Below are 26879 nucleotides of genomic sequence, written 5' to 3'. Positions count from 1 at the left end.
CTATCCATGCCCGAAAATATCAGGCTTCGACATCAAGCCCACGAGGATCAGGACCAGGTCAACGGATTTCGCAACGCCAGGACCCCGGCAAAGCAAGAACCCGGAGGCTGCAACTGCAGTCTCCGGGTTCTGGTGGTTATCAGGACCTTGCGGATGCCTGAATATTAGGGATGTCCTGAGCCGGAAGCTTCGTCATCCGGCTCGGACGAGAACGGCCTGTCCTCGGGGGTGTCTTCCGTGTTGCGCTCGTCGAGCTCCGCGTCCGCGGACGGGACGGTCTTCTCGGCGTAGTCGCCTGCGGTGTAGTCCCCGCCAGCGTCTTCCTTCAGGGCCTCAGGAGATGCACCGGCAGCGCCGTAATCACCTTCTGCATACTGACCCTCAAGGTCGTCCTGGTTGGTGTTGGGCGTGGTTTCGTCAGCCATGGTGGGCCCGACGTCCCCCTGTGGCCAGGCCGTAAATCAGCAGAACGACAATGGATCCGCCAATGGCCAGTAGCCACGTCCGAATGGCGAAGAATTGTGTCAGTCCCTCGCCGAAGATCAGGCCACCGATCCAGCCGCCCAACAGGGCGCCAACGACGCCCAGCAGCAAGGTAACGAACCAGCCTCCTCCTTGGCGTCCGGGAAGAATAAGCTTTGCGATAGCCCCAGCCAAAAGGCCGAGCAAAAGAAAACCAAAGAAACCCATTTTTGCTCCTACTTTCTTGTTGATGGAAATTCCATGAACTCGGTGAAGCGGTTCCGTTCATCGGTTGTCAGTTCCAGCGGATAAGTGCTGTAACAGGGCCACACACGGCCCAGTGGAATATGGGGCGGGGCGTTATTTTGCAAACGCCTGTTTCAAACGTCGTTGAATTTATCAAGTGCAGCCAAAGCACTCCTGTCCAAGGGTCCGGACCGTAGTACTACAACAGCAACGCTAGCTGGTCCCGGGAACAACAGCAAGTAACCTTGCTATTTCGCCGGTCTAGGGTTCCTGCCCCTCGAACGGGGGTGGTGTGGCCTTGAAATCCGGCTACTTCTCGCCGAAGGCGTCCTTCGCGGCGTCCTTGACGTGCTCGCCAGCCTGCTTCACATTGGCCGACGCTTGGTCGCCCGCGCCCTCGGCCTGGAGGTCCCTGTCGCCAGTGGCTTCGCCGGTCTTTTCCTTGACCTTGCCCGTTGCTTCTTCCGTGGCGTTCTTGATCTTGTCATCCAGTCCCATGGTTTTCACTCCTCGGGTTGCCATGTGGTTGTGCCTGCGGGTTTTCCGCTGGTTGGCATTAAAGTTTAGTCCTCTTTTCGAATTCAGCAAATGGCCATTAACCATCCGGCGTTGAATGTGCACGTGACAGCAGGTCAAGGCCGGACTAGTGTCGTAGGAAAAGCACCTCGAAAGGAGTGGGTCCTGTGAAAGGGAAAGCATTGTTCGCCGCCGGCATTGCTGTTGGCTACGTATGGGGGTCCAAGTCCTGGCCGGAGGTGTATCGGCGCGTTCGCGGAGGCGCCGAGAAGGTCTGGAAGAACCCGGAGGTTCAAGAGAACGTCCACCAGGCCACTGAAACCGTCCAGGAATCAGTCCCTGACATCCTGGACAATCTGTACGCAGCGGGCAAGAAGCTCCTGGAGAGGGCGGAGACGATGTTTCCGGGCATCCTGGAATCGAAGTCCGGGCCGCACGCCAACTCCAGCACCGGCTCCTCTGCTTCTGCTTCTACCTCAACCCCGCCAATCAGGTCGGACGTAGTGTCCGATCCTGCGCTCGATGACAACACAGGAAGCGATTGGACGGACGAAGGCGGCGCAGCGCCGGAAGGGCCGGCGACCAATACGCCGGCCAAGCCCTGACCCCCTGGCGGCAAGCCCCTAGGTTCGCGTTCCCGCGGGTTCCTCCAACCCGCAAGGCCCATCCCGCCGTCGAGCGTTACTTGGTGAGCGTCGAGTGTTACTTGGTGCGCTCGACGGCTTTCAGGATGGCTTCGCCAAGTTCGCGTGGCTTGGTGAACTGTGGCCAGTGACCGGTGGGTAGGTCGATGTAGTCCACGTCCCGAATCCGCGCGAGTTCGGCCGTGAACGGGTGCCCGGCGTCCATCCATTCCTGAAGCAGTGATGACGGGAACTGGCAGGCGATGATGGTGGCCGGCACATCGTAGCGCCGGACATCGTGAAGGTGTTGTTGATCGAAGGCAACGCCCTTCGGTTCCGGGATGGCCCGTGCGCGGAAGGCTTCCTTGAGCTCATCGGTCAGGTCGATGAGGTCCGCGTCTTCAAAGCCTTCCCAAGGTGGGAGCGGGATTTCGTCGCCGTCCTCGGGCAGTTCGTCATTGATCACGCCGCCCTCGCCGAGCGGGCCGCTGTCCACATAGACGGCCCGGTCTATGCGGTCCGCGCGGGCGTCAACCGCGCCATGGATGATGGCCCCGCCGCCTGAATGGCCCACCAGCACCACATTGCCGCCAAGGGAGTCCACCTTGTCCACCACGGCGTCGATGTGCGTCCGAAGGCCAATCCCGGTGCGAGGGGCATCACCGGACTCCAGTCCGGGAAGCGTGAGGGGGTGAACCGTGTGTCCGGCCGCCATAAGCGGCGGCGTGACCTCCGCCCACGATGACGCGTCCAACCAGAAGCCAGGTACAAGGATGATGTCCATGCCGGTACCCTACGGGAGTCCACGGGAAGGATGCACTCATTTTTGCTGGATTATGCGATGATCCAGCAGAATTTACGCCTTCCCCGTGAGCTTTCCAAGGGAACGTGCCATCGCCCCGGCCCGGGAGTCCGGAGTGCGGGCCTTGAGTAACTGCAGGATGATGAGGTACCGCTCCGTCTTCCCGAGGCGCTCGAAGGCCTCGTCGGCCGCTGGGTTACCGGCCAACGCCGCTGCAAGGTCTTCCGGGACCTCCGCGTTGGCCTGCGAAACATAGGCGGCTTCCCAACGGCCATCGGCCTTCGCTGCTTCGATCTCAGCCAACCCTGCGGCATGCATGCGCCCCGATTTGATCAACGCCTCCGCCTTGCCAACGTTCACCTGTGACCATGAGCTCCGTGTCCGGCGTCGGGAGTAGCGCTGCAGGAATGTCGCTTCGTCATTTCCTTTGCGCTGTCCGTCGATCCAGCCGAAACACAGGGCACCGTCCAGGGCCTCCCGGATGCTGAGTAGTTCGGCACCGGCGTTCTTCTTGCCGATCACGAGCCAGGCTGCGGCGCTTGTTTGGTGGTGCGCGGCGAGCCACGACTCCCATTCGGAACCGTTGGCAAACCTCAGCAGCTGCAGCTCATTCTTTTCCGGCACGTACTTCCCTCCACTGCTTTGGGGCTGAGAACAACCACTATGGATGGACGAATGTGTTGGGGGAAAGGGGTTGACGGCTTGCTCTTCAAGGGTAATAGTTATCGTATACGATTTCGTACTCGATAGATGTTCGATCAGGAGGAGGCGCCGTGACATTGGAGTTTCGGACCGAGGAAGTCAGCCAAGACATGCTGGCCCGTACGCGCAAAGTCATTGCCGTCCATATCAATTACCCTAGCCGTGCTGCCCAGCGCGGACGCACCCCTGGGCAGCCGTCGTACTTCTTGAAGCCGCCATCTTCCCTGGCGCTTGGTTCCGCGGAGGCTCCGGGCATCATTGAACGCCCTGCCGGCTGCGAACTTCTTGGTTATGAAGGCGAAATCGCCCTCGTCATTGGTAAGTCAGCCCGCCGCGTTGGCCTGGAGGACGCGTGGAGCCACGTCGAGTGGGTGACCGCTTCCAACGATCTGGGTGTCTACGATCTCCGCTACGCAGACAAGGGCTCCAACGTCCGGTCCAAGGGCGGCGATGGGTTCACGCCGGTAGGGCCCTTGCTCATTCCGGCCGACGCCGTTGATCCAACGCAGCTAGAGATCCGCACCTGGCACAACGGCGACCTCGTCCAGGACGACACCACCGAGGACCTGCTCTTCCCGTTCACACAACTCGTCGCGGACCTCTCCCAGTTGCTCACGCTCGAAGAGGGCGACATTATCCTCACCGGCACCCCTGCCGGCGCGTCGGTTGCCAAGCCCGGTGACGTCGTCGAAATTGAGGTAAGTGGCGGCGGTTTCAGCAGCGGCCGCCTGACCACCAAAGTAACGGAAGGTACGACGCCGTTCGCGGACTTTGGCGCGAAGCCCAAGACTGATGACACCCAGCGGGAAGAGGCGTTCGGATCGCGTGAAGCCGCCGGACTCGCACCTGCCGCCAGTGTGTTGACGCCCGAGCTGAAGGCGAAGCTGGAAAGCGTCGCAACAGCCACGCTTTCTTCCCAGCTCCGCAAGCGCGGACTGAACAACGTGAGCATCGACGGCCTGCAGGCCACGCGCCCGGACCGCAAGGTGGTTGGACTGGCTCGGACCCTGCGCTATGTGCCCAACCGCGAGGATCTGTTCAAGACCCACGGTGGGGGATTCAATGCACAGAAACGCGCGATCGACTCCGTGAATGAAGGCGAAATCCTCGTGATGGAGGCCCGCGGCGAGAAGGGCACCGGCACGGTTGGCGACATCCTCGCGCTGCGTGCCCAGGTCCGTGGAGCCGCTGCGATCATCACCGACGGCGGCGTCCGCGACTACTCCGCAGTGGCCGATCTCGAGATGCCAACGTACTTTGCGAATCCGCACCCGGCAGTCCTGGGCCGCCGGCACATTCCTTGGGATACGGACATCACCATCGCCTGCGGTGGTGCAACAGTTCAGCCGGGAGACATCATCGTTGCCGATTCGGACGGCATCCTGGTGATCCCGCCGGCCATCGCCGAGGAACTGGTGGATGACTGCATCCAGCAGGAAAGGGAAGAAGCGTTCATCTTCCAGATGGTCAAGGAAGGCAACAGTGTTGATGGTTTGTACCCCATGAACAAGGAGTGGCAGGCCAGGTTTACTGATTGGCAGAGCCGGCAAGGAGCCCAAAGTGACTGAAACCGCCGTCGAAAGCGCCGCTGCACAAAGCAAGTCCCAGCAGGCGTATACCGCCGTCAAGGCCAGGATCGTGGAAGGCATCTACACGCCGGGTTACCGGCTGGTGCTCGCAAAGATTGCCGAGGACCTGGGCTTCAGCGTGGTCCCCGTGCGGGAAGCGATCCGCCGCTTGGAAGCCGAAGGCCTGGTGAAGTTCGAGCGGAACGTTGGTGCCACCGTCTCCGGAATTGATCCCACCGAGTATTTGTACACGATGCAGACGCTGAGCATTGTGGAGGGTGCCGCCACTGCGTTGTCCGCGCCGTTGATTGATTCCGTTGCGATTGCCCGGGCCCGCGCCGTGAACGAGGAAATGCGGGAATGCCTGGAGCACTTCGATCCCGTTCGTTTCACTGCATTGAACCAGGACTTCCACAGCGTCCTCTTTGAACACTGCCCCAATCCGCACATTCTCGATCTGGTCCACCGCGGATGGAACCGGCTCGCGTCGCTCCGCTCGTCGACGTTCCGCTTCGTTCCCGGCCGCGCGCAGGAATCGGTGCGCGAACACGAGGCGTTGCTGCAACTCATCGAGTCTGGAGCGGACGCCGACACCATCGAACACGCTGCACGCCGGCACCGGGCCGCAACACTGGACGCGTACCTCGCCACTACCAACTAAAGCAACGCGGGGTCACTTATGGCCCCCAAACGCACTCAACATGGGCCATAAGTGACCCCGCGTTGGATGAAAAAGGAAGACAACGATGACGACCCCTGTAGAAACATCAGCAAAGCATCACGTGCCGGAGAACCTCCCCACGCACATCCAGCACTTCATCAACGGCGAGTTCGTAGACTCCGTTTCCGGGAAGACTTTTGACGTCCTGGACCCGGTATCCAACGGAAATTACGCCACGGCAGCCGCCGGCCAGAAGGAAGACATCGACCTCGCCGTGGCCGCCGCCCGTGAAGCGTTCGTCAATGGCCCGTGGCCGAGGATGAAGCCGCGCGAACGCGCCCGGGTGCTGAACAAAATCGCCGACGCCGTGGAGGCCCAGGAAGAGCGCCTGGCCGAGCTGGAGACCTTTGATACCGGCCTCCCGATCACCCAATCCAAGGGCCAGGCGTTGCGTTCAGCCGAGAACTTCCGCTTCTTCGCGGACCTGATCGTGGCACAGTTCGATGACGCCATGAAGGTCCCCGGCTCACAGATCAACTACGTGAACCGCAAACCAATCGGCGTCGCGGGCTTGATCACGCCGTGGAACACCCCGTTCATGCTTGAGTCCTGGAAGCTCGCTCCGGCGCTGGCTACCGGCAACACCGTGGTCCTCAAGCCTGCCGAGTTCACGCCTTTGTCCGCATCACTATGGGCGCAGATCTTCAAGGATGCTGGCCTTCCCGACGGCGTGTTCAACCTGGTCAACGGCCTGGGCGAAGAAGCCGGCGATGCCCTGGTAAAGCACCCGGACGTGCCGCTGATCTCCTTCACCGGTGAGACCACCACTGGCCAGACGATTTTCCGCAATGCGGCCGCCAACCTCAAAGGCTTGTCCATGGAGCTCGGTGGGAAGTCCCCGTGCGTCGTGTTCGCCGATGCCGATCTGGACGCCGCCATCGACTCCGCCCTGTTCGGTGTCTTTTCCCTCAACGGCGAACGCTGCACCGCCGGCTCACGCATCCTGGTGGAGCGGGGCATCTACGACGAATTCTGCGAAAAGTACGCTGCCCGTGCCAAGAACATCGTGGTGGGCGATCCCCACGATCCCAAGACCCAGGTGGGCGCGCTGGTCCACCCCGAGCACTACGAGAAAGTGGCGTCGTACGTGGAGATCGGCAAGTCTGAAGGCCGGCTTCTTGCCGGTGGCGGCCGACCCGACCACCTGCCCGAAGGCAACTACATTGCACCTACGGTGTTTGCCGACGTCGCGCCTGATGCGCGCATCTTCCAGGAGGAAATCTTCGGTCCCGTCGTGGCCATCACGCCGTTTGAGAACGACGACGAAGCCCTCGCCTTGGCGAACAACACCAAGTACGGCCTGGCGGCCTACATCTGGACGCAGAACCTGACCCGTGCCCACAACTTCTCCCAGAACGTCGAAGCCGGCATGGTGTGGCTCAACAGCCACAACGTCCGCGACCTCCGCACCCCGTTTGGTGGCGTCAAGGCCTCCGGCTTGGGCCACGAAGGCGGCTACCGCTCCATCGATTTCTACACCGACCAGCAGGCCGTGCACATCACCCTCGGCTCCGTGCACACCCCCAAGTTCGGCAGCATCGACGACTCCGCTTCCGCGGGCGACAGCTAACACCTCCCCTTTCAACGAAGAGAGACCATCATGAGCAACCCCTTCACTGGCCCCATCCCCACCCCCACGGTCCCGGCCCCGGATATCGTCCGCTGCGCCTACCTTGAACTCGTGGTCACGGATCTCGCCAAGTCCCGTGCGTTCTACGTTGACCTCCTGGGACTGCATGTCACAGAGGAGGACGAGAACACCATCTACCTGCGCTCCTTCGAGGAGTTCATCCACCACAACCTGGTCCTCCGCAAGGGACCGGTCGCCGCTGCCGCTGCCTTCGCCTACCGCGTGAAGTCCCCAGCCGAGGTGGACGCTGCCGAGGCCTACTACCGCGAACTCGGCTGCCGGGTTGAACGCCGCAAGGAAGGCTTCACCAAGGGCGTGGGCGACTCCGTCCGGGTGGAGGACCCGTTGGGCTTCCCGTATGAGTTCTTCTACGACGTGGAGCACGTGGAGCGCCTCACCCAACGCTACGACCTCTACTCCGCCGGCGAACTGGTCCGCCTGGACCACTTCAATCAGGTCACCCCGGACGTGCCCCGCGGCCGTAAGTACCTGGAGGACCTCGGCTTCCGCGTCTCCGAAGACATCAAGGATTCCGACGGCGTCACGTACGCCGCGTGGATGCACCGCAAGCAGACTGTGCACGACACTGCGTTGACCGGCGGCAACGGACCGCGCCTGCACCACATCGCGTTCTCCACACACGAGAAGCACAACATCATCCAGATCTGCGACAAAATGGGCGCCCTGCGCATCTCCGACCGGATCGAACGCGGCCCTGGACGCCACGGCGTGTCCAACGCGTTCTACCTCTACATCCTTGACCCGGATGGCCACCGCGTGGAGATCTACACCCAGGACTACTACACCGGCGATCCGGACAACCCCACCGTCACGTGGGACGTCCATGACAACCAGCGCCGCGACTGGTGGGGCAACCCCGTGGTCCCGTCCTGGTACACCGAGGCCTCCCTGGTCCTGGACCTCGACGGCAACCCCCAGCCCGTCATCGAACGCGAAGAGAAGTCCGAAATGGCGGTCACCGTAGGCGCTGACGGATTCTCCTACACTCGTCCCTCGGGTTCATCCGGCGAGGCTGCTGAAGGTTTCAAGTTGGGGGCACAGGTCTAAACCATGATGGACGCGAAGACGATCGAAGCCATTGCCGACGAACTGCTCGAGGCCGGCCGGAAGCGCAAACCGGTGCCGCGCCTCACCGCCCGCTACCCTGACATGACGGTGGAGGATTCCTATGCCGTCCAGCAGTTGTGGCGGCGACGGAACGAGGAAGCTGGGCGAACGTTGGTGGGGCGCAAGATCGGCCTCACGTCCAAAGCAATGCAGGCCGCTACCGGTATCACCGAGCCGGACTACGGGGCGATCTTCGATGACATGGTCCTCGAAACCGGCTGCTCCGTGCAATGGGACCAGTACACGCACCCTCGCGTCGAGGTGGAGCTCGCATTCGTCCTGAAGGACGGGCTCAAGGGCCCTGGCTGCACGATTTTCGATGTCCTCAACGCAACCGACTACGTTGTTCCGGCCCTCGAAATCCTGGACTCCAGGATCGAAATGGAGGGCCGGACCATCGTGGACACCATCTCGGACAATGCCGCCATGGGGGCCATGGTGATAGGAGGCCGACCAGTGCGTCCCGACGCCGTCGACCTCCGCTGGGTCTCCGCGATTCTGTACAAAAACCAGACTGTGGAAGAGACCGGAGTGGCAGCCGGAGTGCTGGATCACCCGGCCAATGGCGTCCACTGGTTGGCCAATAAGATCGCCGCCCACGGGGACTCGATGAAGGCCGGAGATATTATCCTTGCGGGCTCGTTTACTCGCCCCATGTGGGTGTACAAAGGTGATACCGTACACGCGGACTACGGACCTTTGGGAGTCGTGACATGCAATTTCGACTGAACCCCACGTTCTATTCAGCCCTCTCGGAGGCTGGCCGTCCGTTGGCTGGCATGTGGGTCTGTTCGGGTAGTCCGTTGGTGGCTGAGGTCTGTGCGGGATCCGGGCTGGACTGGCTGTTGATCGACGCCGAGCACAGTCCCAATGGCCTTGAATCGATCCTCGCGCAACTCCACGCCGTAAGTGGCTACCCCGTCCAGGCCATGGTCCGGCCGCCGGTCAACGACACCGTAGTCATCAAGCAATACCTTGACCTCGGCGTGCAGAATCTCCTGATTCCCATGGTGAATTCCGCGTTCGAAGCGGCGTCCGCAGTTTCCGCCGTCCGCTATCCGCCGCTGGGCGTTCGCGGTGTGGGTTCGGCATTGGCCAGGGCTTCGCGCTGGAACCGCGTTCCTGACTACCTTGCTGCGGCTTCAGAATCGATCAGCCTCACGGTTCAGATTGAATCAGAGGCAGCGGCTTCGGCCGTGGAGGAGATCCTGGCCGTCGACGGCGTGGACGGCATCTTCCTTGGCCCCTCGGACCTCGCAGCCTCCATGGGCCTGCTGGGACAGCAGGAAAATCCCTTGGTGAGGGCCGTCGTCGAGCATTGCCTCGAGGCCGCCAAAGCGGCCGGCAAGCCAGCAGGCGTGAACGCCTTCAACGAGTCCACCGCGCGCGCCTATCTCGACGCCGGTGCCTCCTTTGTACTGGTAGGCGCCGATGTTTCTGTCCTGGCGCGGGCGTCCGAACGGTACGCGGAGACGTTCATTCCCGTGTCTGAAACGGCGGAACGCGACAGCTACTGACGTTCCCGGATGGGTTAGGCTCGACGAACCAGAGCCTGAGGGGGCAGCGCTATGAATCGTCGTGCGATAGCTGTGTTTTCCGTGGTCGCCGCACTGGGGCTGACTGGTTGTTCGGCTCAGGCCGGGTTGAAAGCCCTGGACCGGGAAGCGTCAGCGGAGGACAAGCTTCCGGAGTCCGTGAGCCTTACCGGCGTGGATCTGAACGTCGAGGCCGGGACAGCCCGGTTGCTGGCAACGTACGACGACGTGAAGTACTACGGGGCTAAAAGTTCCACTTCCGGGACTGTCTGTTTGATTGCGGTACCTGTAGGACTCCCGGAGCGGTGGAGGGCGGGTTGCGCAGCGGTCGCGACAAGCGAGCAGATCGTCACCATCTCCGGCGGGGATGGTACAGAGGCGAAGCTCATCAACGACGGCGTCGACGCCAACCGACCGGAATACCGGGGCTGGACCCAGGTCCACGAGAATGTCCTGGTCAGCAAGCCATCCCGCTACTGACTCGGGTGGCGGGTGAGCGGGCTGGCCATCCTCACCCGCACTGCTTTCGTACTAGCTGGGTTCGGAGGGAGTGTCTTTCCTGGCCATATACCACTCAGTGAATTCGCGCGCACGGCCGTCCTCGGCAAAGCGGATGACCCAGAGGTTGTCGTAGGTGGGCTGATCGTTGAGGTACGTCGTCACGGCCTGGACAAAAGCCGTATCTCCGTCCTGGCCAAGGAGCGTCCATTCGAAGGTCCAGTCATCGGGCTTATCCCCGGCCTCCAACCACGCTGTAACGATTTCTTCATGGCCGTTCCACGGGGATTCCGTGTTCGGCCTGTCGTAATAGATGGCGTCCTCAGTGAACAATGCCCGGATGTCGTCGGGATCGTTCGAGGTCCACGCGCTTATGTATTGGCTCATCCACGAGTTCACGTCGGTCATGCTTCCGTTCTACCCGTTATAGGCCGGACCCTCAACGGTTGAGCTGCGCGTGAGCGCAGGGTCGGGGCCGCGCGTCATAAGAGTGCCTTATAGATCCACGCACATTAGGTCTTATCCACAGCGCTCGCGAATCCCTAGTCTCGAAAAAGGGGATGCGTGAATCCGCGCGTCCATGGTTCCACATTCCTGGAGGAGACATGTCCGACTACCTGCCGGCGTCGAGGGTCACCCGCATCAAGTCCTCAGCCAGCGTTGCGGCCGCCGCCCGCGTCCGCGAACTAAAAGCTGAAGGCATCCCAATCATCGACTTGACCGTCGGCGAGCCGGACTTCGACACCCCTGACCACATCAAGGCCGCAGCCATCGAGGCGATCAAGGCCGGCGAGACCAAGTACACCTCGGTGACCGGGACGCCCGAGCTGCAGACCGCCATCCTGCGCAAGATCGAAAATCACACTGGCCACCACTACGAACCGAACCAGTTGACCGTGGGTGGGGGTGCCAAGCAGGTCCTCTACGTTGCGCTCATGGCCTCGCTCAATGCAGGCGACGAAGTGATCGTCCCGGCGCCGTACTGGGTTTCCTATCCAGACATGGTCCTGGCCAACGACGGCACCCCCGTGATCGTCCCGTGCGGGGAAGATACAGGCTTCAAACTGACCCCGGCTGCCCTGGAAAAAGCCATCACCCCCAAAACAAAGTGGCTCATCCTCAACGCTCCGTCCAACCCGACCGGCGCCGTGTATTCCCGCGAGGAACTGCAGGCACTCGGAGCCGTCCTTGAGGAGCACCCGCACGTCCTTATCCTCACGGACGAAATCTACGACGAAATCCACTTCGGCGATGGCCGCGTCACCAGCCTGGTCACGGCTGTGCCGGCGCTCAAGGACCGGATCCTCCTGGTCAACGGCGTCTCCAAGGCCTATGCAATGACCGGCTGGCGCCTTGGCTACGGCGTCGGCCCGGCCCCTTTGATCGCGGCCATGAACAAACTGCAATCGCAGACGTCCTCGTGCCCGTCGTCCATCAGCCAGGCCGCGGCCGCAGCGGCGCTCAACGGAGATCAATCCTTCGTCCGCGACAGCGTGGAGGTGTACCGCAAACGCCGGGACGCCGCCGTCGAGGGTCTGAACGCCATCAATGGGCTTTCCGTTGCTCCGGCAGAGGGTGCCTTCTACGCCTACGTGAACTGCTTGGGCGTCATCGGCAAGACCACGCCCAACGGCAAAGTCATCGAGAACGACCAGGACTTCACGCTGTACCTGCTGGACGCTGCCCGCGTCGCTGTCATTCAGGGCTCGGCTTACGGTCTGGGCCCCTACTTCCGGATCTCCTTCGCGACATCGCTGGAGACCATCAACGCCGGCGTGGACTCGATCCGCGACGCCATCAACGCACTTTCCTAAGCACACAGAAAGATTTTGAAAATGATCCACGTTAAGACCAAGTTCGAGCGCCCGGCCGCCGACGTTGTCAGCCGCCTCGCTGCCTTTTCCTCGGCGACCATTCACGAGGCACAGGGCCGTCGAGGAGCTTTGAGCTCCAGGATCAAACCGATCGACCGCTCCATGTCGTTCTGCGGACCGGCCGTCACGGTCGCTTGTGCACCGCAGGACAACCTGATGCTCCAGGTCGCCATCCACTATGCACAGGCCGGCGACGTGGTCCTTGTGAGTGCCAAGGAAATGGCTGAGGCCGGCACTTTCGGCGACGTTCTCGGCAACGCCATGAAGGCCAAGGGCATTGCCGCGATGGTCACCGATTCCGGCGTGCGCGACACCCAGGACCTGATCGAACTCGGCTTGCCGGTCTTCTCCGGCAGTATCAGTATCAAAGGCACGGTTAAGGAAACGCTCGGCCCGATCAATCATCCACTCATCTTCGGCGACGAAATCATCTATCCCGGCGACATCCTGCGCGGTGACGCTGACGGCGTGGTGGTTGTCCGCCTTGAGGAGGCCGAGGAAGTCATCGCTTTGTCCCAGGCCCGCGACGACCATGAGCGTGAACTCATCAAGCTGTACCACGATGGCGGCAACACCATTGAGCTCTGCGGCCTGGCGGAGAAGCTCAAGGAGAAGGGCCTCCTGGTCGAAGACTAACCGTCTGCAGTGGGCCGGTCGCGCGTCGTGAGAGGCGTTGCGGCCGGCCCTTTCTTGACGCCGCAATCGGGCAAGGCCGCAATCGGGCGGCGCCGCAGTCGGGCATGGGAAAGGCGCCTTACCAGTGGCAGGGCGCCTTGGGGTGCTGCAGATTTGGTTGATGTACGACTTTTGTTGACGTACGACGGCGGCTGGCCGGGTTTCGCGGGAGGCTTGGGCCTGAGGGGCTCAGTCGAGTCCGGCGTGTCCGGGGCGGGTATCCACCAAGTGCCATTCGATGCTGTTGCCGGCGTGGGCGGGCATCAGGCTTCCCTCAAAGACGAACAGTGGTTCACCAATGCCGCCGGTCGGACGCCAAAAGCCATTTCGTGGGCAGTGAAATCCTGTTCGGGCGCTCATTGTTCCGCGGGTTGGATTCGAAACCCATCCGGTTGTGCTGATCCTTTTCACCGTTGTTTCCTTTGAACTTGCCCGCGGAATCCGTGAGCTGCTTCGAATTTCTTGCTAATTCGATACTAGGAAATTAAAACGCTGCTGAATAAGACCAAAGCTGTCTGTCCGGATAAGTGTTTGTTATGGATGGGCCGGCAACTGCACGGGGTCGGCGCCGTACTTGCTGATGAGTTGTTGATGCAGCATCTCCTTGACCACCAAGAGCACCGCCGACGCGGCTTCGGACAGTGGCTCGTGGTCCGGAGTGCAGAGGGCGATTTTGCTTTGCAGCCCGGGCTCAACGATCCGCAGCACCTTGAAGTCCTGGTCCGGGAAGAGGGCATCGGCTGCAGACTTGGGCAGGACCGTGCCGCCAAGGTTTGCCTGGATGAGTCTGGTCAAGGAGGGGACGGACTCCACTTCGCCCACCAGGCGGAGCGGTAGCTCGTGATCTGCAAGGCCCTTCTCGATGATTTGGCGCAAAGTGTGGTTCTTCTCCGGAAGGAACAGGCCCACCGTGCTCGCTTCCGCAAGAGTGACTATGTCCTTGCCGTGGTTGACATCCACATCAGGGTGGACCACCAGGTGGAGGTCTTCGACGATCATGGTGGTAAATTGCACGCCCCGGATCTTTCCCGGCTCATAGATCAGCGCCATGTCCAGGCGTCCGTTCTTGATGGCCTCGCTCAGGACGCCGCCGAAAATTTCGGTTAAATGGAGCACGATGTCCGGGTAGCGTCGGCCGACTTCGCTGATGATCCTGGGCGTGAGGCTCGACGCCATGCTGTAGGGCGCGATCGCGATGGAGACCCTGCCGGAGGGGGCGGCTCCTGAGGATGCCACGTCCTGCCGGGCCTGTTCAACCAGGCGCAGAATCGACTGGGCGTGGCGATAGAGGGTGTGTCCCGCCGCGGTGGGTTCAACGCCTTGCTTGCTGCGGATCAGCAGGCGCTGCTTGAGGTCGTTTTCCAGCGCAGACACCTGTTGACTAAGGGCCGGCTGGGCAACATGGAGGGCAGCAGCTGCCTTGGTGATGCTCCCGGAGTCAACGATTTGCACGAAGTATGCGAGTTTGCGCGTATCCATGTCTGCCTTCCTGGAGGGGCCACGTCCCCGGGTGGCATGCCATAAGGAAATTCTATCCGGCAGCACTGGGACCCACGCCACAGTACAGGGTGGTCCACGTCATAACGGAGAGCTATTACGGGATAGCTATTAGGTCTTTGTGCAACGTCGTTGGGCGGTGCGAGACTTTTGGAAGAACTTCAGGCCGCGACGCGGATTGTAGAAATCGCAGGGTATTCCCTGGAATTTATTTATCCCCTGCGGAGACAGTTGCCCGCTTTTCTCCCTACGAAATAACAATCACGGAAAGAGAATCACGTGAACCCGACAATTGATCTTGTAGCGGATCTCGGAGAGGGATTTGGCGCCTACACCATTGGCGACGACTCCGACCTCCTGGAGATCGTCACAAGTGCCAATATTGCGTGCGGGTTCCACGCCGGTGATCCGGACATTATGGCAACCACTGTTGCTGAATGTGTTCGCCGTGGGGTTGGCATCGGTGCGCATCCGAGCTTCCCGGACCTGCGAGGTTTCGGCCGGCGCGATATGGCCCTTTCCGCCAGCGAGGTTCAGAACGATCTGCTTTACCAGTTGGGTGCGCTCAACGGTTTCGCCGCGTTCCACGGCACGAAGGTCACCCATCTCGCGCCGCACGGCCGGCTCGGCAACCTGGTGGCAGTGCGGGCCGACTACGCCCAGGCTGTTGCGGAGGCGGCAGTGCGGGTGGATAGCGAACTCATCGTCGTGGCGCAGGAAGGCGAGCTGGCCACCGCCGCCCGTGCCGCCGGACTCGGTGTTGCAATCGTAGGTATCGTGGATCGCGCCTACCAGGAGAACGGCACGTTGGTTCCCCGCAGCCAGCCCGGTGCCGTATTGCATGATCCCGCAGAGATCCTGGAGCGGACCCTGCGCATGGTGGTCGACGGAAAGATCCGCTGCGCCAACGGCGTGGACATGGATATCGACGTCGACACCGTCCTCCTGCACGGGGACAACCCCGGTGCCGTAAAACTCGCCCGCTTGATCCGCTCGGAGCTCGTCTCAGCGGGTGTCCGCCTCGCCCCGCTCGCCGAGGTCATGCATGCCAAGAGGAAGGCGGCCTGACATGTCCGTGCTTACAACGGTCCCCACCGAAGTCTACGAATCCGGAGACTCCGCACTGCGTGTAGTCGCGATCTCGGAGGCAAGCGAAGAGAACTGGCTTACAGTGCATGGACTGGCCCAGTGGCTGGAAAACTGCGGCGCCGAGGGCCTTCACGGCGCGGTTCCCACATACGATTCGGTACTCGTTGAATTCGATCCCATTCTGGTTTCCGCCCGGCAGGTACGGGCATTCGTGAAACTCGGACTGCTTGAAATTGGACGTACGGGAGAACCGGCAACGGCCCCCCGCGAGTTCGATGTTCCCGTGGTCTATGGCGGCCATTACGGGCCGGACCTGGAGCGCGTTGCGCTGTATCAGGGGATTGATACCGAGGAAGTCATCCGGCTCCACACCGAAAAAACGTACACGGTTCGTTGCCTGGGTGCGCCTGCAGGTTCGCCCATGATGGACGGGCCTGCGTTCCCCAAGCCCGTACCCCGCCTCAAAGATCCCAGGCTGAGTGTTCCGGCAGGTGCTGTTGCAGTCGCCGGCCGCCAAGCGGTCATCGCTCCGGCTGTGGCCCCCGGTGGCTGGTGCGTCATTGGCCAAACCCCCTTGTCAGTCCTGAACATCCGCCGGGAACCGTTGGTCCCGTACAAGCCGGGCGACATCCTGCGTTTCCGGGAGATCCATGCCGAGGACTTCAACAATTACGCAGGCCTGGAACTGGCTCCGCTGGAGCTGGCTCCGTCGGCATCCGGAGTGCGGCCATGAACGGCGGAATCCTGATCCAGCAGCCCGGCAACTCGGTCGTCACGGACCTCGGACGTACACGCGGCCCCCGTTTCGGGTTGCCGGTCAACGGAGCTTTGGACCAGTACTCAGCCCGAGCGGCAAACATTTTGGTGGGCAATTTGGACAACGATCCGTTGGTGGAGATCACGGCCCTCGACTTTCGGATGAAAGCCACCACTGACATCCTGATCGCAGTCACCGGAACCCCTCTCACGCTCACCGTCGCCGGTCGCCCATCGAGCCAATGGGAACCGGTGTCAGTGAGGGCGGGAGAATCAGTGTCCATTCGTCGACTTCATAGCGGACTGCGCGCCTACCTCGCTATCCATGGTTCCATCGAGGCAGACACGCTGCTTGGCAGTGTAGCCCCGGACACCGTGGTGGGCTTTGGACTCCAGCTCAAGGAAGGTACCAGCCTTCCCATCCGTCGGAGCGTGGGGCCGGTACGCCAGCCTTACTTCGACCTCCCCCTTTTCCGGTTGGGCCTTGAACGGCCAACCATGGGATCAGACCTGTCGGTCGATGTGACCGACGGACCGGACATCGCCGAGTTTGGCGAATCCGGTGGCCTGCTCTTCACTTCGGAGTACACCGTCAGCGGCCGCAGCAACCACATCGGCCTGCGGCTTGGCGGAGACCTTCCGGAAAGAACCTCCAGCGGCGAGGTGCTTTCCCGCGGCGTGCCAGTGGGCGCCGTCGAGGTTCCTTCAAGGGAAGAGTTGCTGGTACTGCACCGGGGACGCGGCGTCACCGCCGGGTATCCGGTACTCGCAGTAGTAACCAGCGCCGGACTGGACGTCCTGGCCCAAGCACGGCCAGGGGACAAAGTCCGTTTTCGGAAAACCACAGTGGCAGAAGCAACTGCCGCCCATCGGCGCTCGCGGGCGCAGCTTGAAACCCTCCGCGAATCCGTCAACACCGTCTTCGGACTCCTCGGCATCGGATGCCGTCCCCAGTGGCAGGACCTACCAGTTGCGGCATGCAGCTAAAGACCCTGTCGTCATACCAGTAGGCGTTGCTACGCTCATCTAGTAAGGAAAAGTCATGACCGCAAGCACCAACGCTGCGCCCACGCAGCATGAGCGGCTCACGGGCCGCCAAACCCGCAAAGTTGTCACCGCAGGTTGCGTCGGCATCTTCGTGGAACTGTACGACAACGGCATTTTCGCCTTCATGGCGGGCACGCTGGCGCTCGTCTTCCTGGCACCGGGTAACCCGGACAACGCCCTGCTCTTCGTGTTCGCTGGATACGCCGTTTCGTTCTTCGTGCGACCCCTCGGCGCTGTTGTTTGTGGTTACCTCGGAGACCGGATCGGGAGGCAAAAGCTACTGGTCTTCGTCATTCTCCTGATCAGTGTTGCCACCGCTGGCATCGGCCTCTTGCCGCCATTCGCGGCCATTGGTGTTGCGGCTCCAATTCTGCTGGTTCTCCTGCGTCTGCTTCAGGGCTTCTCGGTGGGCGGCGAGGCTGCCGGTGCCATGACCTTCCTCGCTGAGCACGCCCCTGAGGGTAAGCGCGGCATCATCACCTCCTATGCGCAGATTGCCTCCTTCGCAGCACTGCTCACCGGTACGCTTGTGGCGTTCTCCATGTCCCCCTGGCTCACGCAGGCGGCCATTGACGCAGGCGGCTTCGGTTCCTTCGCCTGGCGCATCCCGTTCCTGGTCGCCATCCCCATGGGCATCATTGGTTGGTACATTCGCAAGGCCATCGCCGATACCCCCAACTTCGTAAAGCTCAAGGAAGAGGGCGGACTCTCAAAGAACCCGCTGAAGGAAGCCTTCAAATCCGCCGAGCACCGCCGTGCCATGCTCCTGGCCCTCTTCATCCCGCTCATGAATGGCTCCGGCTACTACGTCCTGTTCTCCTACATGCCCACGTTCCTCAAGGGCAAGCAGCTGAATTTCACCATCGGCGAGGCGCTCCTGGTGACTGCCTGCAGCCTGGTTGTCATCTGCATCGCGATCCCGTTCATGGGTGCGCTGTCGGATCGCGTGGGGCGCAAGAAGGTTATCGCCGGCTCCGCCATCGCCATGGCAGCCCTCGGCATCCCCTCGTACGCCCTCATTGCAACCGGCCAAATGGGCCTGGCAATCCTCGGTGCCTGCATCATGGCAGTCGTCTTCGCTGGACATACCGCAGTCATCCACATTCTGATCGTCGAGCTGTTCCCCACACGGGTCCGGTACTCGGCATACGGGCTGGGTTACAACATCTCGTCGGCACTCTTCGGCGGCACGGCTCCGCTTCTCATGACCTGGCTTATCAGCAGCACGGGCAACATCTACATGCCAGCCTTCTACGCAGTAATCACGGCACTCGGGACGCTCATCGCCGTCAGCACGGTCAAGGACCGGGCCCACGAGCCGCTGCGCGACGCTTAGCAACTACCGACCTTTGGGCTTCTGCGTCCGGCCCAGCCGGACGCAGAAGCACCACCGATTCCCCACGTTTGGAGAACCCAATGACTTTTTCCGACTACACCACGGCTCTCGTCACCGGAGCGTCAACCGGAATGGGTGCAGCCATTTCCGAACGACTCGCCAAGCGCGGCCTGACGGTTCACGCCGTGGCCCGCAACGAGGAACGCCTTGCCGAATTGGCCGACCGCACCGGGGCGATCCCGCACGTAGTGGACCTGACCAACACAGCCGCGCTGGCCGCCGTCGTGAATGACCTCAGCGTGGACGTCCTGGTGAACTGCGCCGGGGTTTCCCGGCCGGGGAACATTCTGGACTCGTCCGAAGAGGACATCGACGAACTCGTGGACGTCAATCTCCGCGGCCTGCTTCAGCTCACCCGCCTGGTGCTGCCGGGCATGGTGGAGCGGGACCTTGGCCACGTCATCAACATCAGTTCGATCGCCGGCACCTACAACTTCTATGGACACACCGTGTATCACGCCACCAAGGCTGCCGTGCACCAGATCTCCCGCCAGCTTCGCAACGACACCGTCGGCAAGCGGATCCGCGTCACCGAGATTTGCCCGGGACGCGTGGAGACAGAAATTTTCGGCCGGAATATGGGCGGCACACCCGAGGCCATGGAAGAAGCCTGGAAGACGTACTACGAGGGCTACGAGTCATTGACCACGGACGACATCGTGAATGCCCTGGACTACGCTATCGAAACGCCCCGCCACGTCAACGTGGGCATGCTTGAGCTCATGCCGACGTTCCAGGTACCCGGCGGCCTGACGTTCGACCGGCGCTAAAGCGCCCCTCAGATTCCGGTGGTTCACTCCCTCACCGGAAATACAAGCTGGCGGCCGCGTTTTCGCGGCCGCCAGCACCCGTTTTCCTGGCGTTCTCCAACAACCGTTTAACCAGTAACGCCCGACGGCGCGTGGTTCAGTCCTCGTGCAGCGTTTCCGTCAGGTGATGGGTGGGGATGCGGTCCCGGTCATACGTGATTTCCGTGTAGCCGTGGGGCTGCGGGCGGCCATCGGCGCCCATGTTCACGAACACGATTTCCTCAATGGTCAGGATGCTCTGCCGGGTGATCATGTTCCGGACCTCCGCGCGCATGGTCAAGGAGGTGCGGCCGAAGCGTTTGGCCGTCAGCCCCATCTCTATGAGGTCGCCCTGAACCGCTGAGCTCACGAAGTTGATTTCGGAGATGTACTTGGTGACCGCGCGGCCATTGCCCAACTGGAGGATGGCGTAGATCGCTGCCTCTTCGTCGATCCACTTCAGCAGGCTTCCACCGAAGAGTGTGCCGTTGGCATTAAGGTCCTCGGGCCGCACCCATTTGCGGGTGCGGAAGGTGATGTCTGCTTTTTCCATTTTCCGAGATTATCTGACTACCGCAGGGTGTGCTTGATGTTGCGCGACGCTTGGTTGCTTCTGTCAACGCTTCTTGTCGGTTGGCTAGGCCATCGCCGTGCGGGAGGCGCTGTGGGAGTTGATCCGCTTGGAGTAGCAGTAAGACCCGTTTACGCCGACGTAAGGGCCAAAATTGGGAACTTCGGCGAATCCAGCACTCACGTAGAAGCTCCGTCCATCAGACTGGGCTGATCCTGCCTCAGCTGCTATCACGCTGAAACCGTGTGAGTGGGCCTGTGCTTCGAGCGCGGCCAGGATGGAGCTCGCGACTCCTGAACCCCGCGCATAGGGAACCACGTACAGACGCTTGATCTCAGCTGTGTTCTCGTCCAACATCCTCAGGCCGCCGCATCCGAGCGGTTGTCCGGAGGATTTCTCGTAAGCCACAACGAAAACCGCAGTGTCAGCTTCGGTGGGCGGGGGACCGGGCTCGTGATCCGTTGTTCCGAACCGGGCATCCAGTTCAGCCTGTTGCGCGGCGCGGAGGTCAGCGCCTACCGGATTCGCCCAGGTGACCTGCCGGATGTTGAGCCGGGGGTTGGTCTGCATCAATGCCTCATTTCGCTTGGTTTCGCTGAGGTGTTTATGCGTCTTAAGCCTAGGAAGCTGTGGTTACCGCCGTGTTTCCTGCGCGTAAGCTTCGGGAGAATTGCTGAATTTCCTGCATTGCGGGGCCCCTCTGCGCACTTTCGGGTGGATTTGGCGCGCAAGAGCGGGCCTCACAATGCCTCGCCCGTTGGGTCCTCGGCCGTCTGATCTGCCAAGGCGAGCCCACCCACGGGAATCTGGTCCCAGTGCAGCACGCGCCAGCCTGATTCCAGATCGCCTTCCAGCGCCACGATTCCGGTATTGGGCAATTGATGGGTCTCAGCGAAGAGAGTGTCGATATCCTCTGCCCTGCGGCCTGCCCAGCAGCGGATTGCGGCTCCATGGCTGACGATGGCCGCCGTCGAATGGCCCGCGGCCGCGACCTTTTCCACGGAGGCATCGAAGCGGGCAAAGAAGTCGTGGCCGTTGAAGGCGCCCGGCATGCGAACGTCGAGGTCGCCGTCGGACCAGGCGAACACCGTGCTCATGTACCGCAAATGCGATTCATGATCCGTCTTCTTCTCCAACGAACCAGCTTCAATCTCATGGACGCCGTTCAGGATTTCCGGTTCCAGTCCCGTGGCCTTGGCGAGCGGTATCACCGTCCGCTGGGTTCGGAGCAGCGTGGAGGTGTAGAGGGCCTGAATGGACTCGTCTGCAAGAGCCTCCGGGAGCGCGGCCGCTTGCCGTTCGCCGAGTTCCGTCAACCCCGGGCCAGGAAAGGCAGTATCCAATTGGCCAGCAACGTTGCCGGGGGTCTGTCCGTGCCTGATCAGTAGGAGCTTCATGGGTGCTCCGCTCCTTACGTTGTTGCCTTATCTGTCCTGGCCGTGCGTTCCCGCCCAGTTGGTTCCAGCCAATCAGCGGTGAACGCGAGCGAACGCCCCGACACGCCGTTTCTCCGCACCTGGAAGAGTGTGGCTCGGTGACGAAGTGGGCAGGAAAGAGCCGGGACCCACTAATTAAACGCCGACGGCGGGCCGAGGCACCAAGCCCCGGCCCGCCGTCGTCGAGCGTTGACTGCTACTTCAGGTGGTCCACCAATTTCTCGGCGATGCCGGTGTACTTGCCGGGGGTGAGGGCGAGCAGGCGGGCTTCGGCGTCGGCGGAGAGGCCGAGCCCCTGCACGAACTCCTGCATCCGGGCACCATCTACGCGCTGGCCCCGGGTGAGGTCCTTCAGGCGCTCGTAGGGGTTCTCCATGCCTTCCACGCCGGCGATGGCTTCAGCTCGCATGACCATCTGGATGGCTTCGCCCAGGACTTCCCAGTTGGTGTCGAGGTCGCCAGCAAGGACTTCCTCGGCGACGTCGAGGGCCTTAAGGCCCTTGGCGACGTTGGAGATTGCCAGCAGGGAGTGACCGAAGGCAACACCGATATTGCGCTGTGAGGAGGAGTCCGTGAGGTCGCGCTGCCAGCGGGAAGTAACCAGCGTTGCGCCCAGGGTGTCCAGCAGGCCGTTGGAGATTTCCAGGTTGGCCTCGGCGTTTTCGAAGCGGATCGGATTGACCTTATGCGGCATGGTGGAGGATCCGGTGGCACCAGCAACGGGAATCTGGCGGAAGTATCCGATGGAGATGTAGCTCCAGATGTCCGTGCAGACGTTGTGCAGGATGCGGTTGAAGCGGGCAATATCGGCGTAGAGCTCTGCCTGCCAATCGTGGCTTTCGATCTGCGTGGTGAGCGGGTTCCAGGTGAGGCCCAGCCCTTCGACGAAGGTCTTGGCAATGGCTTCCCAGTCGGCACTCGGGACGGAAGCAACGTGTGCTGCGTAGGTGCCCGTGGCGCCGTTGATCTTGCCGAGGTATTCAGTCTTGGCGATCCGTGCCAGCTGGCGGTTCAAGCGATGCGCGATGACCGCGAGTTCCTTGCCGAGTGTGGTGGGCGTGGCGGGCTGGCCGTGGGTACGGGACAGCATGGGCACAGAACGGTTGGCTTCTGCCATGGCCTCGATCTGCTGGACCAGTGCGGTGGCGTTGGGGAGCCACACATCCTCTACGGCGCCCTTGATACCAACGGCGTAAGAGAGGTTGTTGATGTCCTCTGACGTGCAGCCGAAGTGAACCATGGCTGTGAGGTTTTCGATGCCAATCGCGGGGAGGCGGCGGCCGATGTAGTACTCCACTGCCTTGACGTCGTGGACCGTGACGGCCTCGATCTCGGCGAGTTCGTTGACCGATGCGGCGTTGAATTCGGTGACGATGGCACGGAGCTGCGAAACCTGCTCGTCCGTCAGGGGACCTGCTCCGGGCAGCACCGACTGGCTGGTCAGGTGGATAAGCCACTCAACCTCAACGTGAACGCGATCGCGGTTCAATGCGGCCTCGGACAAGTAGTCAACGAGGGGCGCGACGGTGGCACGGTAGCGGCCATCGAGGGCGCCAAGGGCGAGGGGTTCGGAAGCGAGGGACACGCGAGGGGATTCAGCCATGGGGCCTATTCTTTCATGTTCCGTGGAGGCGCCCGAGTTGGTGACTTGGCTATGTGGACAGCCGCCCGCGTTATCCACATAGCCGACGGCGGCGCTTCCGCCCGGTTCCCCGGCTCCGTAGCGTCGTACCTACCGATCAGCAGAACAATCAATGGAGTACACGGACATGAGCGTCGGCTTGATGCCTGCAGCCAACCCACCCACCTTCGATCCCCTGGAGTGCGCCTCGCGCAGCCACGAAGTCCAGAGGCTCGCTTGGCGAATTAAGGCCTCCGTGGATCAGACGGATGCTGTGCTGGCATCCTTGCGGCGGACCCAGTTGGAAGAGTGGCAGTCGCCGGCCGGAAGTGCTTACAGGACAACTATTGCTCTTCACGCCTCAGCACTGATGCGGGCACGGGAATCACTGGAAGATGCAGCCGCCTCGGTTCTCCGTCATTCACAGAACGTCGCCGTCTCCGACGGGAGGGGGCACTGATGGCTGATGTTGCTCCTGTTGGTGGGGGTTCAGCCCCTCAACCTATGGCCCCGGCCCCGGATGGGATCCTCAGCATCCGTGGGGGAGTGGGCGGAATGTCCTGCCAGTTGGAAGAGCTCCTGCGTGGAGCCGCACTCCTTGATGACTTGGTTCAGCAGTTGATTGGTGTGGAAGAAGAAACCCGCAGGGTGCAGGCTGATTTGGGGCCTTACCTCTTCGACTCGTACGCCTCGGGGTGTGCGGCAATCGATGCGGTGGCTGAAAGCGGTCAAGACGTAGGCAGGGTGCGTCAGGAATTGGTTGGTGTCAGCGCCAGTGTGCGTTCCAGTCATCACGATTACGTCCAAACCGAGGTCAAGAACCTGTTCCCGCGGATGTTGAGGCTTGATGAGATGAAGATGTCAGGTGCACCCTGGATGCCTGGCCGGGACATCGCGCACAACGTGGTCACAACCATCATTCCACCGGGGATGGCGGCGCGGGACATCATGCATGGACTGCTGCAGTCCCCCCTCGTTCCCGGACTGAGGCCGCGCCCGGTGAGCATCGAGAAGATGGACGAGTCGGTCGAGCAACTCGATCCATCCATGGCACAGAGCATCCGGCGACTCGAGAAACTCCATGCCCGGGGCGATGGAGAAATTGAGATCATCCAGCTGGGCAACGATGGCTCGTCCTCCTGGATGGTGTTGATTCCGGGAACGCAATCCGAAGCACCAGATACCAATCCCTTCGACAAAGCGGGTGTAGGTGAAGCACTCGGGTACGACTCTGAAGAAGTGGTTCCGGCCATTGGTCAGGCATTGAGAGAAGCCGGCGCTGAAGCCGGAGACCAGGTGGTAGCAGTCGGGCACAGTCAAGGAGGCGCACACGCCATGAACCTCGGCCAGAACAAGGCATTCCTGAGCGAATTCGACCTCAAATATGTACTGACGGCTGGAGCCCCTGCTGGCGGTCTTAGCGCGGAACCCGGCATTGCTTCATTGCACCTGGAGCACGTCCAGGACTGGGTCCCTGGTTCGGACGGCAGGGTGAACCCTGATACCAAGGACAGGGTGACGGTAACGCTGAACAATGAAGTCAAAACTCCAGAGGGAGAAGACCCGGGCCTGGGTCCCGGTCACCGACTCGACAACTACGCCGAAGGCGCGGAATTGGTCACGGCGAGTAAGGATGCCTCCCTTGCAGCTTCTACGGCAGTGTTCGCGGGTGTTGTTGGTGTGGGAGGCGCGGCAAAGGTGACGCACTTCAAGCTGGAACGGTCACCCTTGCCGGACAAGAGGCCGAGCCTGCGGAACCCCAATCTTCCCGAGACACGTTCCGGGGCCGGAGCGCGGTAAGTACAGCGCAATGGTGACTGCAGTGCCAATGGTTAGTGCGGCGCCAACAGTGAGAACAGGCCCAGCGGCGGGAACTGCATCTAGCGTTTGCGGGCCCCGGGGATCAGGCCGGCAACCACGCTGATGATGCTGATGATGATCGAGGCGAGGATGGCTGTCCAGAAGAACGAGTCAATAGTGAGGTGCACAGGCGTGAAGCTGCTCAGCCACGCTGTCAGGTACAGCATTGCCGCATTGATGATGATCGTAAACAGCCCCAGGGTCAGGATCGTCACGGGGAGGGACAGAATCTTGACCAGCGGGCGGACGAACGCGTTGACGACTCCAAAAATCAGGCCGATGAAGAGGTACGCCAAGACGATCCCCGCTGCATCCGCGCCTTCAGTGATCCCGGCGTTGGCTGCCGCCTTTTCAGTGGCAGAGGAAGAGATCTCCAGTCCATCCAAGAGCCAGCTGGCGATCCACAGAGCCAGGCCGTTGATCAGGACGCGAACGATGAATGAACCCATGCACCCATGCTTTCATACTCGTCTGTGGCTCGGCTGGGACATCACTATGGAAAGGCAACTGGATGAGGATGAACGTTGGCTGCCGAACATGCCAAACGCCACAAGGGTGCAAGTAGGCTTGAATCCATGACTACTACTGACAACGCACCGGAGGGCGTACTCCCTCGACCGGTCGTGGACAGGCTCCCCAAGTACGCGGCTGGTAAACCCCCCGCTGCGATCGAGGGCCTCACCAGCTACAAATTGTCGTCCAATGAAAACCCGCTGCCTCCGATCCCTGCAGTGTTGCAGGCCATCGCGGATCAGACTGACATCAACCGCTACCCAGACCCCTTGGCAACCAAACTGCGCAATGCTTTGGCTGACTTCCTGGATGTTCCTGCTGACGACGTCGTCACCGGTGCAGGAAGCCTCGGCGCGCTCAACCAGATTCTTGCCACCTTCGCGGGCCAGAATGATGACGGCAAGTCGGACGAGGTGATCTACGCCTGGCGCTCCTTCGAGGCTTACCCCATTTGTGTGGGCCTTGCGGGGGCGGCCAGCGTGCAGATCCCGTTGCTTCCGGACGGCCGTCACGATCTCGAAACCATGGCCGCTGCGGTCACGGTGCGCACCAAGGTGATCTTGCTCTGCACCCCGAACAACCCCACCGGGCCCATCCTCACGGCTGAGGAAACGGAGCGCTTCATCCAGTCGGTGCCGCCCAACGTGGTGGTGGTCATTGATGAGGCTTACCAGGAATTCGTCCGGGACCAAGCCGCCGTAGACGGGATCAAGCTTTACCGGAAATACCCCAATGTTGTGGTGCTGAGGACTTTCTCCAAAGCCCACGGGTTGGCAGGACTGCGGGTTGGATACAGTGTTTCCGGCCCGCAGCTCACCCAGCACCTTCGCGTTACGGCTACCCCCTTCGCCGTATCGCAAATTGCAGAACGCGCAGCGATTACATCCCTCGAAAATTTCGACCAGGTTGTCGAAAGGGTACAAAGCCTGGTGGAGGAGAGGGACCGCGTCACTTCGGGTCTCCGCGCTCTCGGATGGTTCGTGCCGGAGGCCCAGGGGAACTTCGTTTGGTTGAACTTGGGGGAGAACAGCGGCGAGTTTGCGGCGTTGGCAGCCGAGCAGGCCCTATCTGTCCGGGCCTTCGGTAATGAGGGAGTCCGGGTCAGCATTGGCGAAGTGGAAGCCAATACAAGGTTCCTGAAACTCTGTGCAGGTTATACAAAGGCTCCGCACAGTTCCTAGCGGTTAACAAATGCGCCTACGCTACTTACTGCCGATAAAGTAAGGACGAAAGCCAAAATATATGCCCGTTCCGGAATGCATTCCGGAATGGGCATATATCCCAGCGACAGACATTGCCCGGCACTAGCTGCGGCAAGCAAGGAG

At 61.5% G+C, this 26879-nt stretch carries 31 protein-coding genes; 18 read left to right on the top strand and 13 right to left on the bottom strand.

Going from position 1 to position 26879, the window contains the following annotated elements; all coding sequences use genetic code 11:
• Positions 1–164 precede the first annotated feature (164 nt).
• The 3 genes from VUN82_23780 to VUN82_23770 form a co-directional block, all read right to left on the bottom strand.
• Positions 165–425, bottom strand: a complete 261-nt coding sequence (locus VUN82_23780; GenBank protein XAS72054.1) for a hypothetical protein — start codon at positions 423–425, stop codon at positions 165–167.
• Complete coding sequence (locus VUN82_23775) at positions 418–690, bottom strand: GlsB/YeaQ/YmgE family stress response membrane protein (protein XAS72053.1); 273 nt, start codon at positions 688–690, stop codon at positions 418–420. Before VUN82_23775 ends, VUN82_23780 begins: the two co-directional genes overlap by 8 nt.
• A 327-nt stretch (positions 691–1017) precedes the next feature.
• Positions 1018–1206, bottom strand: coding sequence for a CsbD family protein (locus VUN82_23770; protein ID XAS72052.1), 189 nt, complete (start codon positions 1204–1206; stop codon positions 1018–1020).
• Between the two features lie 185 nt (positions 1207–1391).
• On the opposite strand from VUN82_23770, the gene VUN82_23765 reads away from it, so the two are divergent.
• A complete protein-coding gene (locus VUN82_23765) occupies positions 1392–1829 on the top strand; it encodes a hypothetical protein (GenBank protein XAS72051.1) in 438 nt (145 codons plus the stop codon).
• 97 nt (positions 1830–1926) lie between these two features.
• Here VUN82_23765 and VUN82_23760 read toward each other — a convergent pair whose 3' ends face one another.
• Positions 1927–2631: an alpha/beta hydrolase gene (locus VUN82_23760; GenBank protein ID XAS72050.1), complete on the bottom strand. Its 705-nt coding sequence runs from the start codon at positions 2629–2631 to the stop codon at positions 1927–1929.
• A 72-nt stretch (positions 2632–2703) separates the two neighbouring features.
• A complete protein-coding gene (locus VUN82_23755) occupies positions 2704–3273 on the bottom strand; it encodes a YdeI/OmpD-associated family protein (protein XAS72049.1) in 570 nt (189 codons plus the stop codon).
• 188 nt (positions 3274–3461) lie between these two features.
• Here VUN82_23755 and VUN82_23750 point away from each other — a divergent pair, with 188 nt between their 5' ends.
• The 7 genes from VUN82_23750 (at position 3462) to VUN82_23720 (ending at position 10413) form a co-directional block, all read left to right on the top strand.
• Positions 3462–4919, top strand: a complete 1458-nt coding sequence (locus VUN82_23750; protein ID XAS74781.1) for a fumarylacetoacetate hydrolase family protein — start codon at positions 3462–3464, stop codon at positions 4917–4919.
• Positions 4912–5580, top strand: a complete 669-nt coding sequence (locus VUN82_23745) for a GntR family transcriptional regulator (protein ID XAS72048.1) — start codon at positions 4912–4914, stop codon at positions 5578–5580. The genes VUN82_23750 and VUN82_23745 overlap by 8 nt, the downstream gene beginning before the upstream one ends.
• A gap of 85 nt (positions 5581–5665) precedes the next feature.
• Positions 5666–7210 (top strand): 5-carboxymethyl-2-hydroxymuconate semialdehyde dehydrogenase, encoded by a 1545-nt coding sequence (gene hpaE, locus VUN82_23740; protein ID XAS72047.1) that lies wholly within the window; start codon positions 5666–5668, stop codon positions 7208–7210.
• A 30-nt stretch (positions 7211–7240) separates the two neighbouring features.
• The gene (hpaD, locus tag VUN82_23735) at positions 7241–8338 is read left to right on the top strand and encodes a 3,4-dihydroxyphenylacetate 2,3-dioxygenase (GenBank protein XAS72046.1); all 1098 of its coding nucleotides are present in this window, start codon (positions 7241–7243) and stop codon (positions 8336–8338) included.
• A 3-nt stretch (positions 8339–8341) separates the two neighbouring features.
• A complete protein-coding gene (gene hpaH, locus VUN82_23730; GenBank protein ID XAS72045.1) occupies positions 8342–9127 on the top strand; it encodes a 2-oxo-hepta-3-ene-1,7-dioic acid hydratase in 786 nt (261 codons plus the stop codon).
• Positions 9112–9915: an HpcH/HpaI aldolase/citrate lyase family protein gene (locus VUN82_23725; GenBank protein XAS72044.1), complete on the top strand. Its 804-nt coding sequence runs from the start codon at positions 9112–9114 to the stop codon at positions 9913–9915. The genes hpaH and VUN82_23725 overlap by 16 nt, the downstream gene beginning before the upstream one ends.
• 51 nt (positions 9916–9966) lie before the next feature.
• Positions 9967–10413 carry a hypothetical protein gene (locus VUN82_23720; GenBank protein ID XAS72043.1) on the top strand — a complete coding sequence of 149 codons (447 nt, stop codon included), beginning with the start codon at positions 9967–9969 and terminating at the stop codon, positions 10411–10413.
• Between the two features lie 51 nt (positions 10414–10464).
• On the opposite strand, the gene VUN82_23715 is transcribed toward VUN82_23720, so the two are convergent.
• Positions 10465–10839 (bottom strand): nuclear transport factor 2 family protein, encoded by a 375-nt coding sequence (locus tag VUN82_23715; GenBank protein ID XAS72042.1) that lies wholly within the window; start codon positions 10837–10839, stop codon positions 10465–10467.
• 197 nt (positions 10840–11036) lie between these two features.
• Here VUN82_23715 and VUN82_23710 point away from each other — a divergent pair, with 197 nt between their 5' ends.
• Both VUN82_23710 and VUN82_23705 read left to right on the top strand, forming a co-directional pair.
• Positions 11037–12245: an aspartate transaminase gene (locus VUN82_23710; GenBank protein XAS72041.1), complete on the top strand. Its 1209-nt coding sequence runs from the start codon at positions 11037–11039 to the stop codon at positions 12243–12245.
• Between the two features lie 21 nt (positions 12246–12266).
• Positions 12267–12941, top strand: a complete 675-nt coding sequence (locus VUN82_23705; GenBank protein XAS72040.1) for a 4-carboxy-4-hydroxy-2-oxoadipate aldolase/oxaloacetate decarboxylase — start codon at positions 12267–12269, stop codon at positions 12939–12941.
• Between the two features lie 228 nt (positions 12942–13169).
• Here VUN82_23705 and VUN82_23700 read toward each other — a convergent pair whose 3' ends face one another.
• Together VUN82_23700 and VUN82_23695 are read right to left on the bottom strand one after the other, a co-directional pair.
• Positions 13170–13391 carry a hypothetical protein gene (locus tag VUN82_23700; protein XAS72039.1) on the bottom strand — a complete coding sequence of 74 codons (222 nt, stop codon included), beginning with the start codon at positions 13389–13391 and terminating at the stop codon, positions 13170–13172.
• A 123-nt stretch (positions 13392–13514) separates the two neighbouring features.
• A complete protein-coding gene (locus tag VUN82_23695; GenBank protein XAS72038.1) occupies positions 13515–14459 on the bottom strand; it encodes a LysR substrate-binding domain-containing protein in 945 nt (314 codons plus the stop codon).
• A 297-nt stretch (positions 14460–14756) separates the two neighbouring features.
• Here VUN82_23695 and VUN82_23690 point away from each other — a divergent pair, with 297 nt between their 5' ends.
• The 5 genes from VUN82_23690 (at position 14757) to VUN82_23670 (ending at position 19535) form a co-directional block, all read left to right on the top strand.
• Complete coding sequence (locus VUN82_23690) at positions 14757–15545, top strand: 5-oxoprolinase subunit PxpA (protein XAS72037.1); 789 nt, start codon at positions 14757–14759, stop codon at positions 15543–15545.
• Between the two features lies 1 nt (position 15546).
• Positions 15547–16299 (top strand): carboxyltransferase domain-containing protein, encoded by a 753-nt coding sequence (locus tag VUN82_23685; protein ID XAS72036.1) that lies wholly within the window; start codon positions 15547–15549, stop codon positions 16297–16299.
• Positions 16296–17309, top strand: coding sequence for an allophanate hydrolase (locus tag VUN82_23680; GenBank protein ID XAS72035.1), 1014 nt, complete (start codon positions 16296–16298; stop codon positions 17307–17309). The genes VUN82_23685 and VUN82_23680 overlap by 4 nt, the downstream gene beginning before the upstream one ends.
• A 55-nt stretch (positions 17310–17364) precedes the next feature.
• Entirely contained in the window at positions 17365–18705 is a 1341-nt protein-coding gene (locus tag VUN82_23675; GenBank protein XAS72034.1) for an MFS transporter, read from the top strand.
• 80 nt (positions 18706–18785) lie between these two features.
• Positions 18786–19535 (top strand): SDR family oxidoreductase, encoded by a 750-nt coding sequence (locus VUN82_23670; protein ID XAS72033.1) that lies wholly within the window; start codon positions 18786–18788, stop codon positions 19533–19535.
• Between the two features lie 136 nt (positions 19536–19671).
• Here the strand turns inward: VUN82_23670 and VUN82_23665 are convergent, their stop codons facing one another.
• The 4 genes from VUN82_23665 to purB form a co-directional block, all read right to left on the bottom strand.
• Positions 19672–20106, bottom strand: coding sequence for a hotdog domain-containing protein (locus VUN82_23665; GenBank protein XAS72032.1), 435 nt, complete (start codon positions 20104–20106; stop codon positions 19672–19674).
• Between the two features lie 84 nt (positions 20107–20190).
• Positions 20191–20694, bottom strand: a complete 504-nt coding sequence (locus VUN82_23660; protein XAS72031.1) for a GNAT family N-acetyltransferase — start codon at positions 20692–20694, stop codon at positions 20191–20193.
• A gap of 170 nt (positions 20695–20864) precedes the next feature.
• Positions 20865–21521 carry a histidine phosphatase family protein gene (locus VUN82_23655; protein XAS72030.1) on the bottom strand — a complete coding sequence of 219 codons (657 nt, stop codon included), beginning with the start codon at positions 21519–21521 and terminating at the stop codon, positions 20865–20867.
• A gap of 235 nt (positions 21522–21756) precedes the next feature.
• Positions 21757–23163 carry an adenylosuccinate lyase gene (gene purB, locus VUN82_23650; protein ID XAS72029.1) on the bottom strand — a complete coding sequence of 469 codons (1407 nt, stop codon included), beginning with the start codon at positions 23161–23163 and terminating at the stop codon, positions 21757–21759.
• Positions 23164–23329: 166 nt separating this feature from the next.
• Here purB and VUN82_23645 point away from each other — a divergent pair, with 166 nt between their 5' ends.
• Positions 23330–23641 carry a hypothetical protein gene (locus VUN82_23645; GenBank protein ID XAS72028.1) on the top strand — a complete coding sequence of 104 codons (312 nt, stop codon included), beginning with the start codon at positions 23330–23332 and terminating at the stop codon, positions 23639–23641.
• Complete coding sequence (locus tag VUN82_23640) at positions 23641–24981, top strand: hypothetical protein (GenBank protein XAS72027.1); 1341 nt, start codon at positions 23641–23643, stop codon at positions 24979–24981. Before VUN82_23645 ends, VUN82_23640 begins: the two co-directional genes overlap by 1 nt.
• An 80-nt stretch (positions 24982–25061) precedes the next feature.
• Here VUN82_23640 and VUN82_23635 read toward each other — a convergent pair whose 3' ends face one another.
• A complete protein-coding gene (locus VUN82_23635) occupies positions 25062–25490 on the bottom strand; it encodes a phage holin family protein (protein ID XAS72026.1) in 429 nt (142 codons plus the stop codon).
• A 126-nt stretch (positions 25491–25616) separates the two neighbouring features.
• Between VUN82_23635 and VUN82_23630 the strand changes: the two genes are divergently transcribed.
• Positions 25617–26735 (top strand): histidinol-phosphate transaminase, encoded by a 1119-nt coding sequence (locus tag VUN82_23630; GenBank protein XAS72025.1) that lies wholly within the window; start codon positions 25617–25619, stop codon positions 26733–26735.
• Positions 26736–26879 lie beyond the last annotated feature (144 nt).

Source organism: Micrococcaceae bacterium Sec5.1, from assembly GCA_039636795.1.
Taxonomy (GTDB): Bacteria; Actinomycetota; Actinomycetes; order Actinomycetales; family Micrococcaceae; genus Arthrobacter.
Note: the sequence above shows the minus strand (reverse complement) of the source record. Positions and strands in the feature narration are given on the sequence as shown.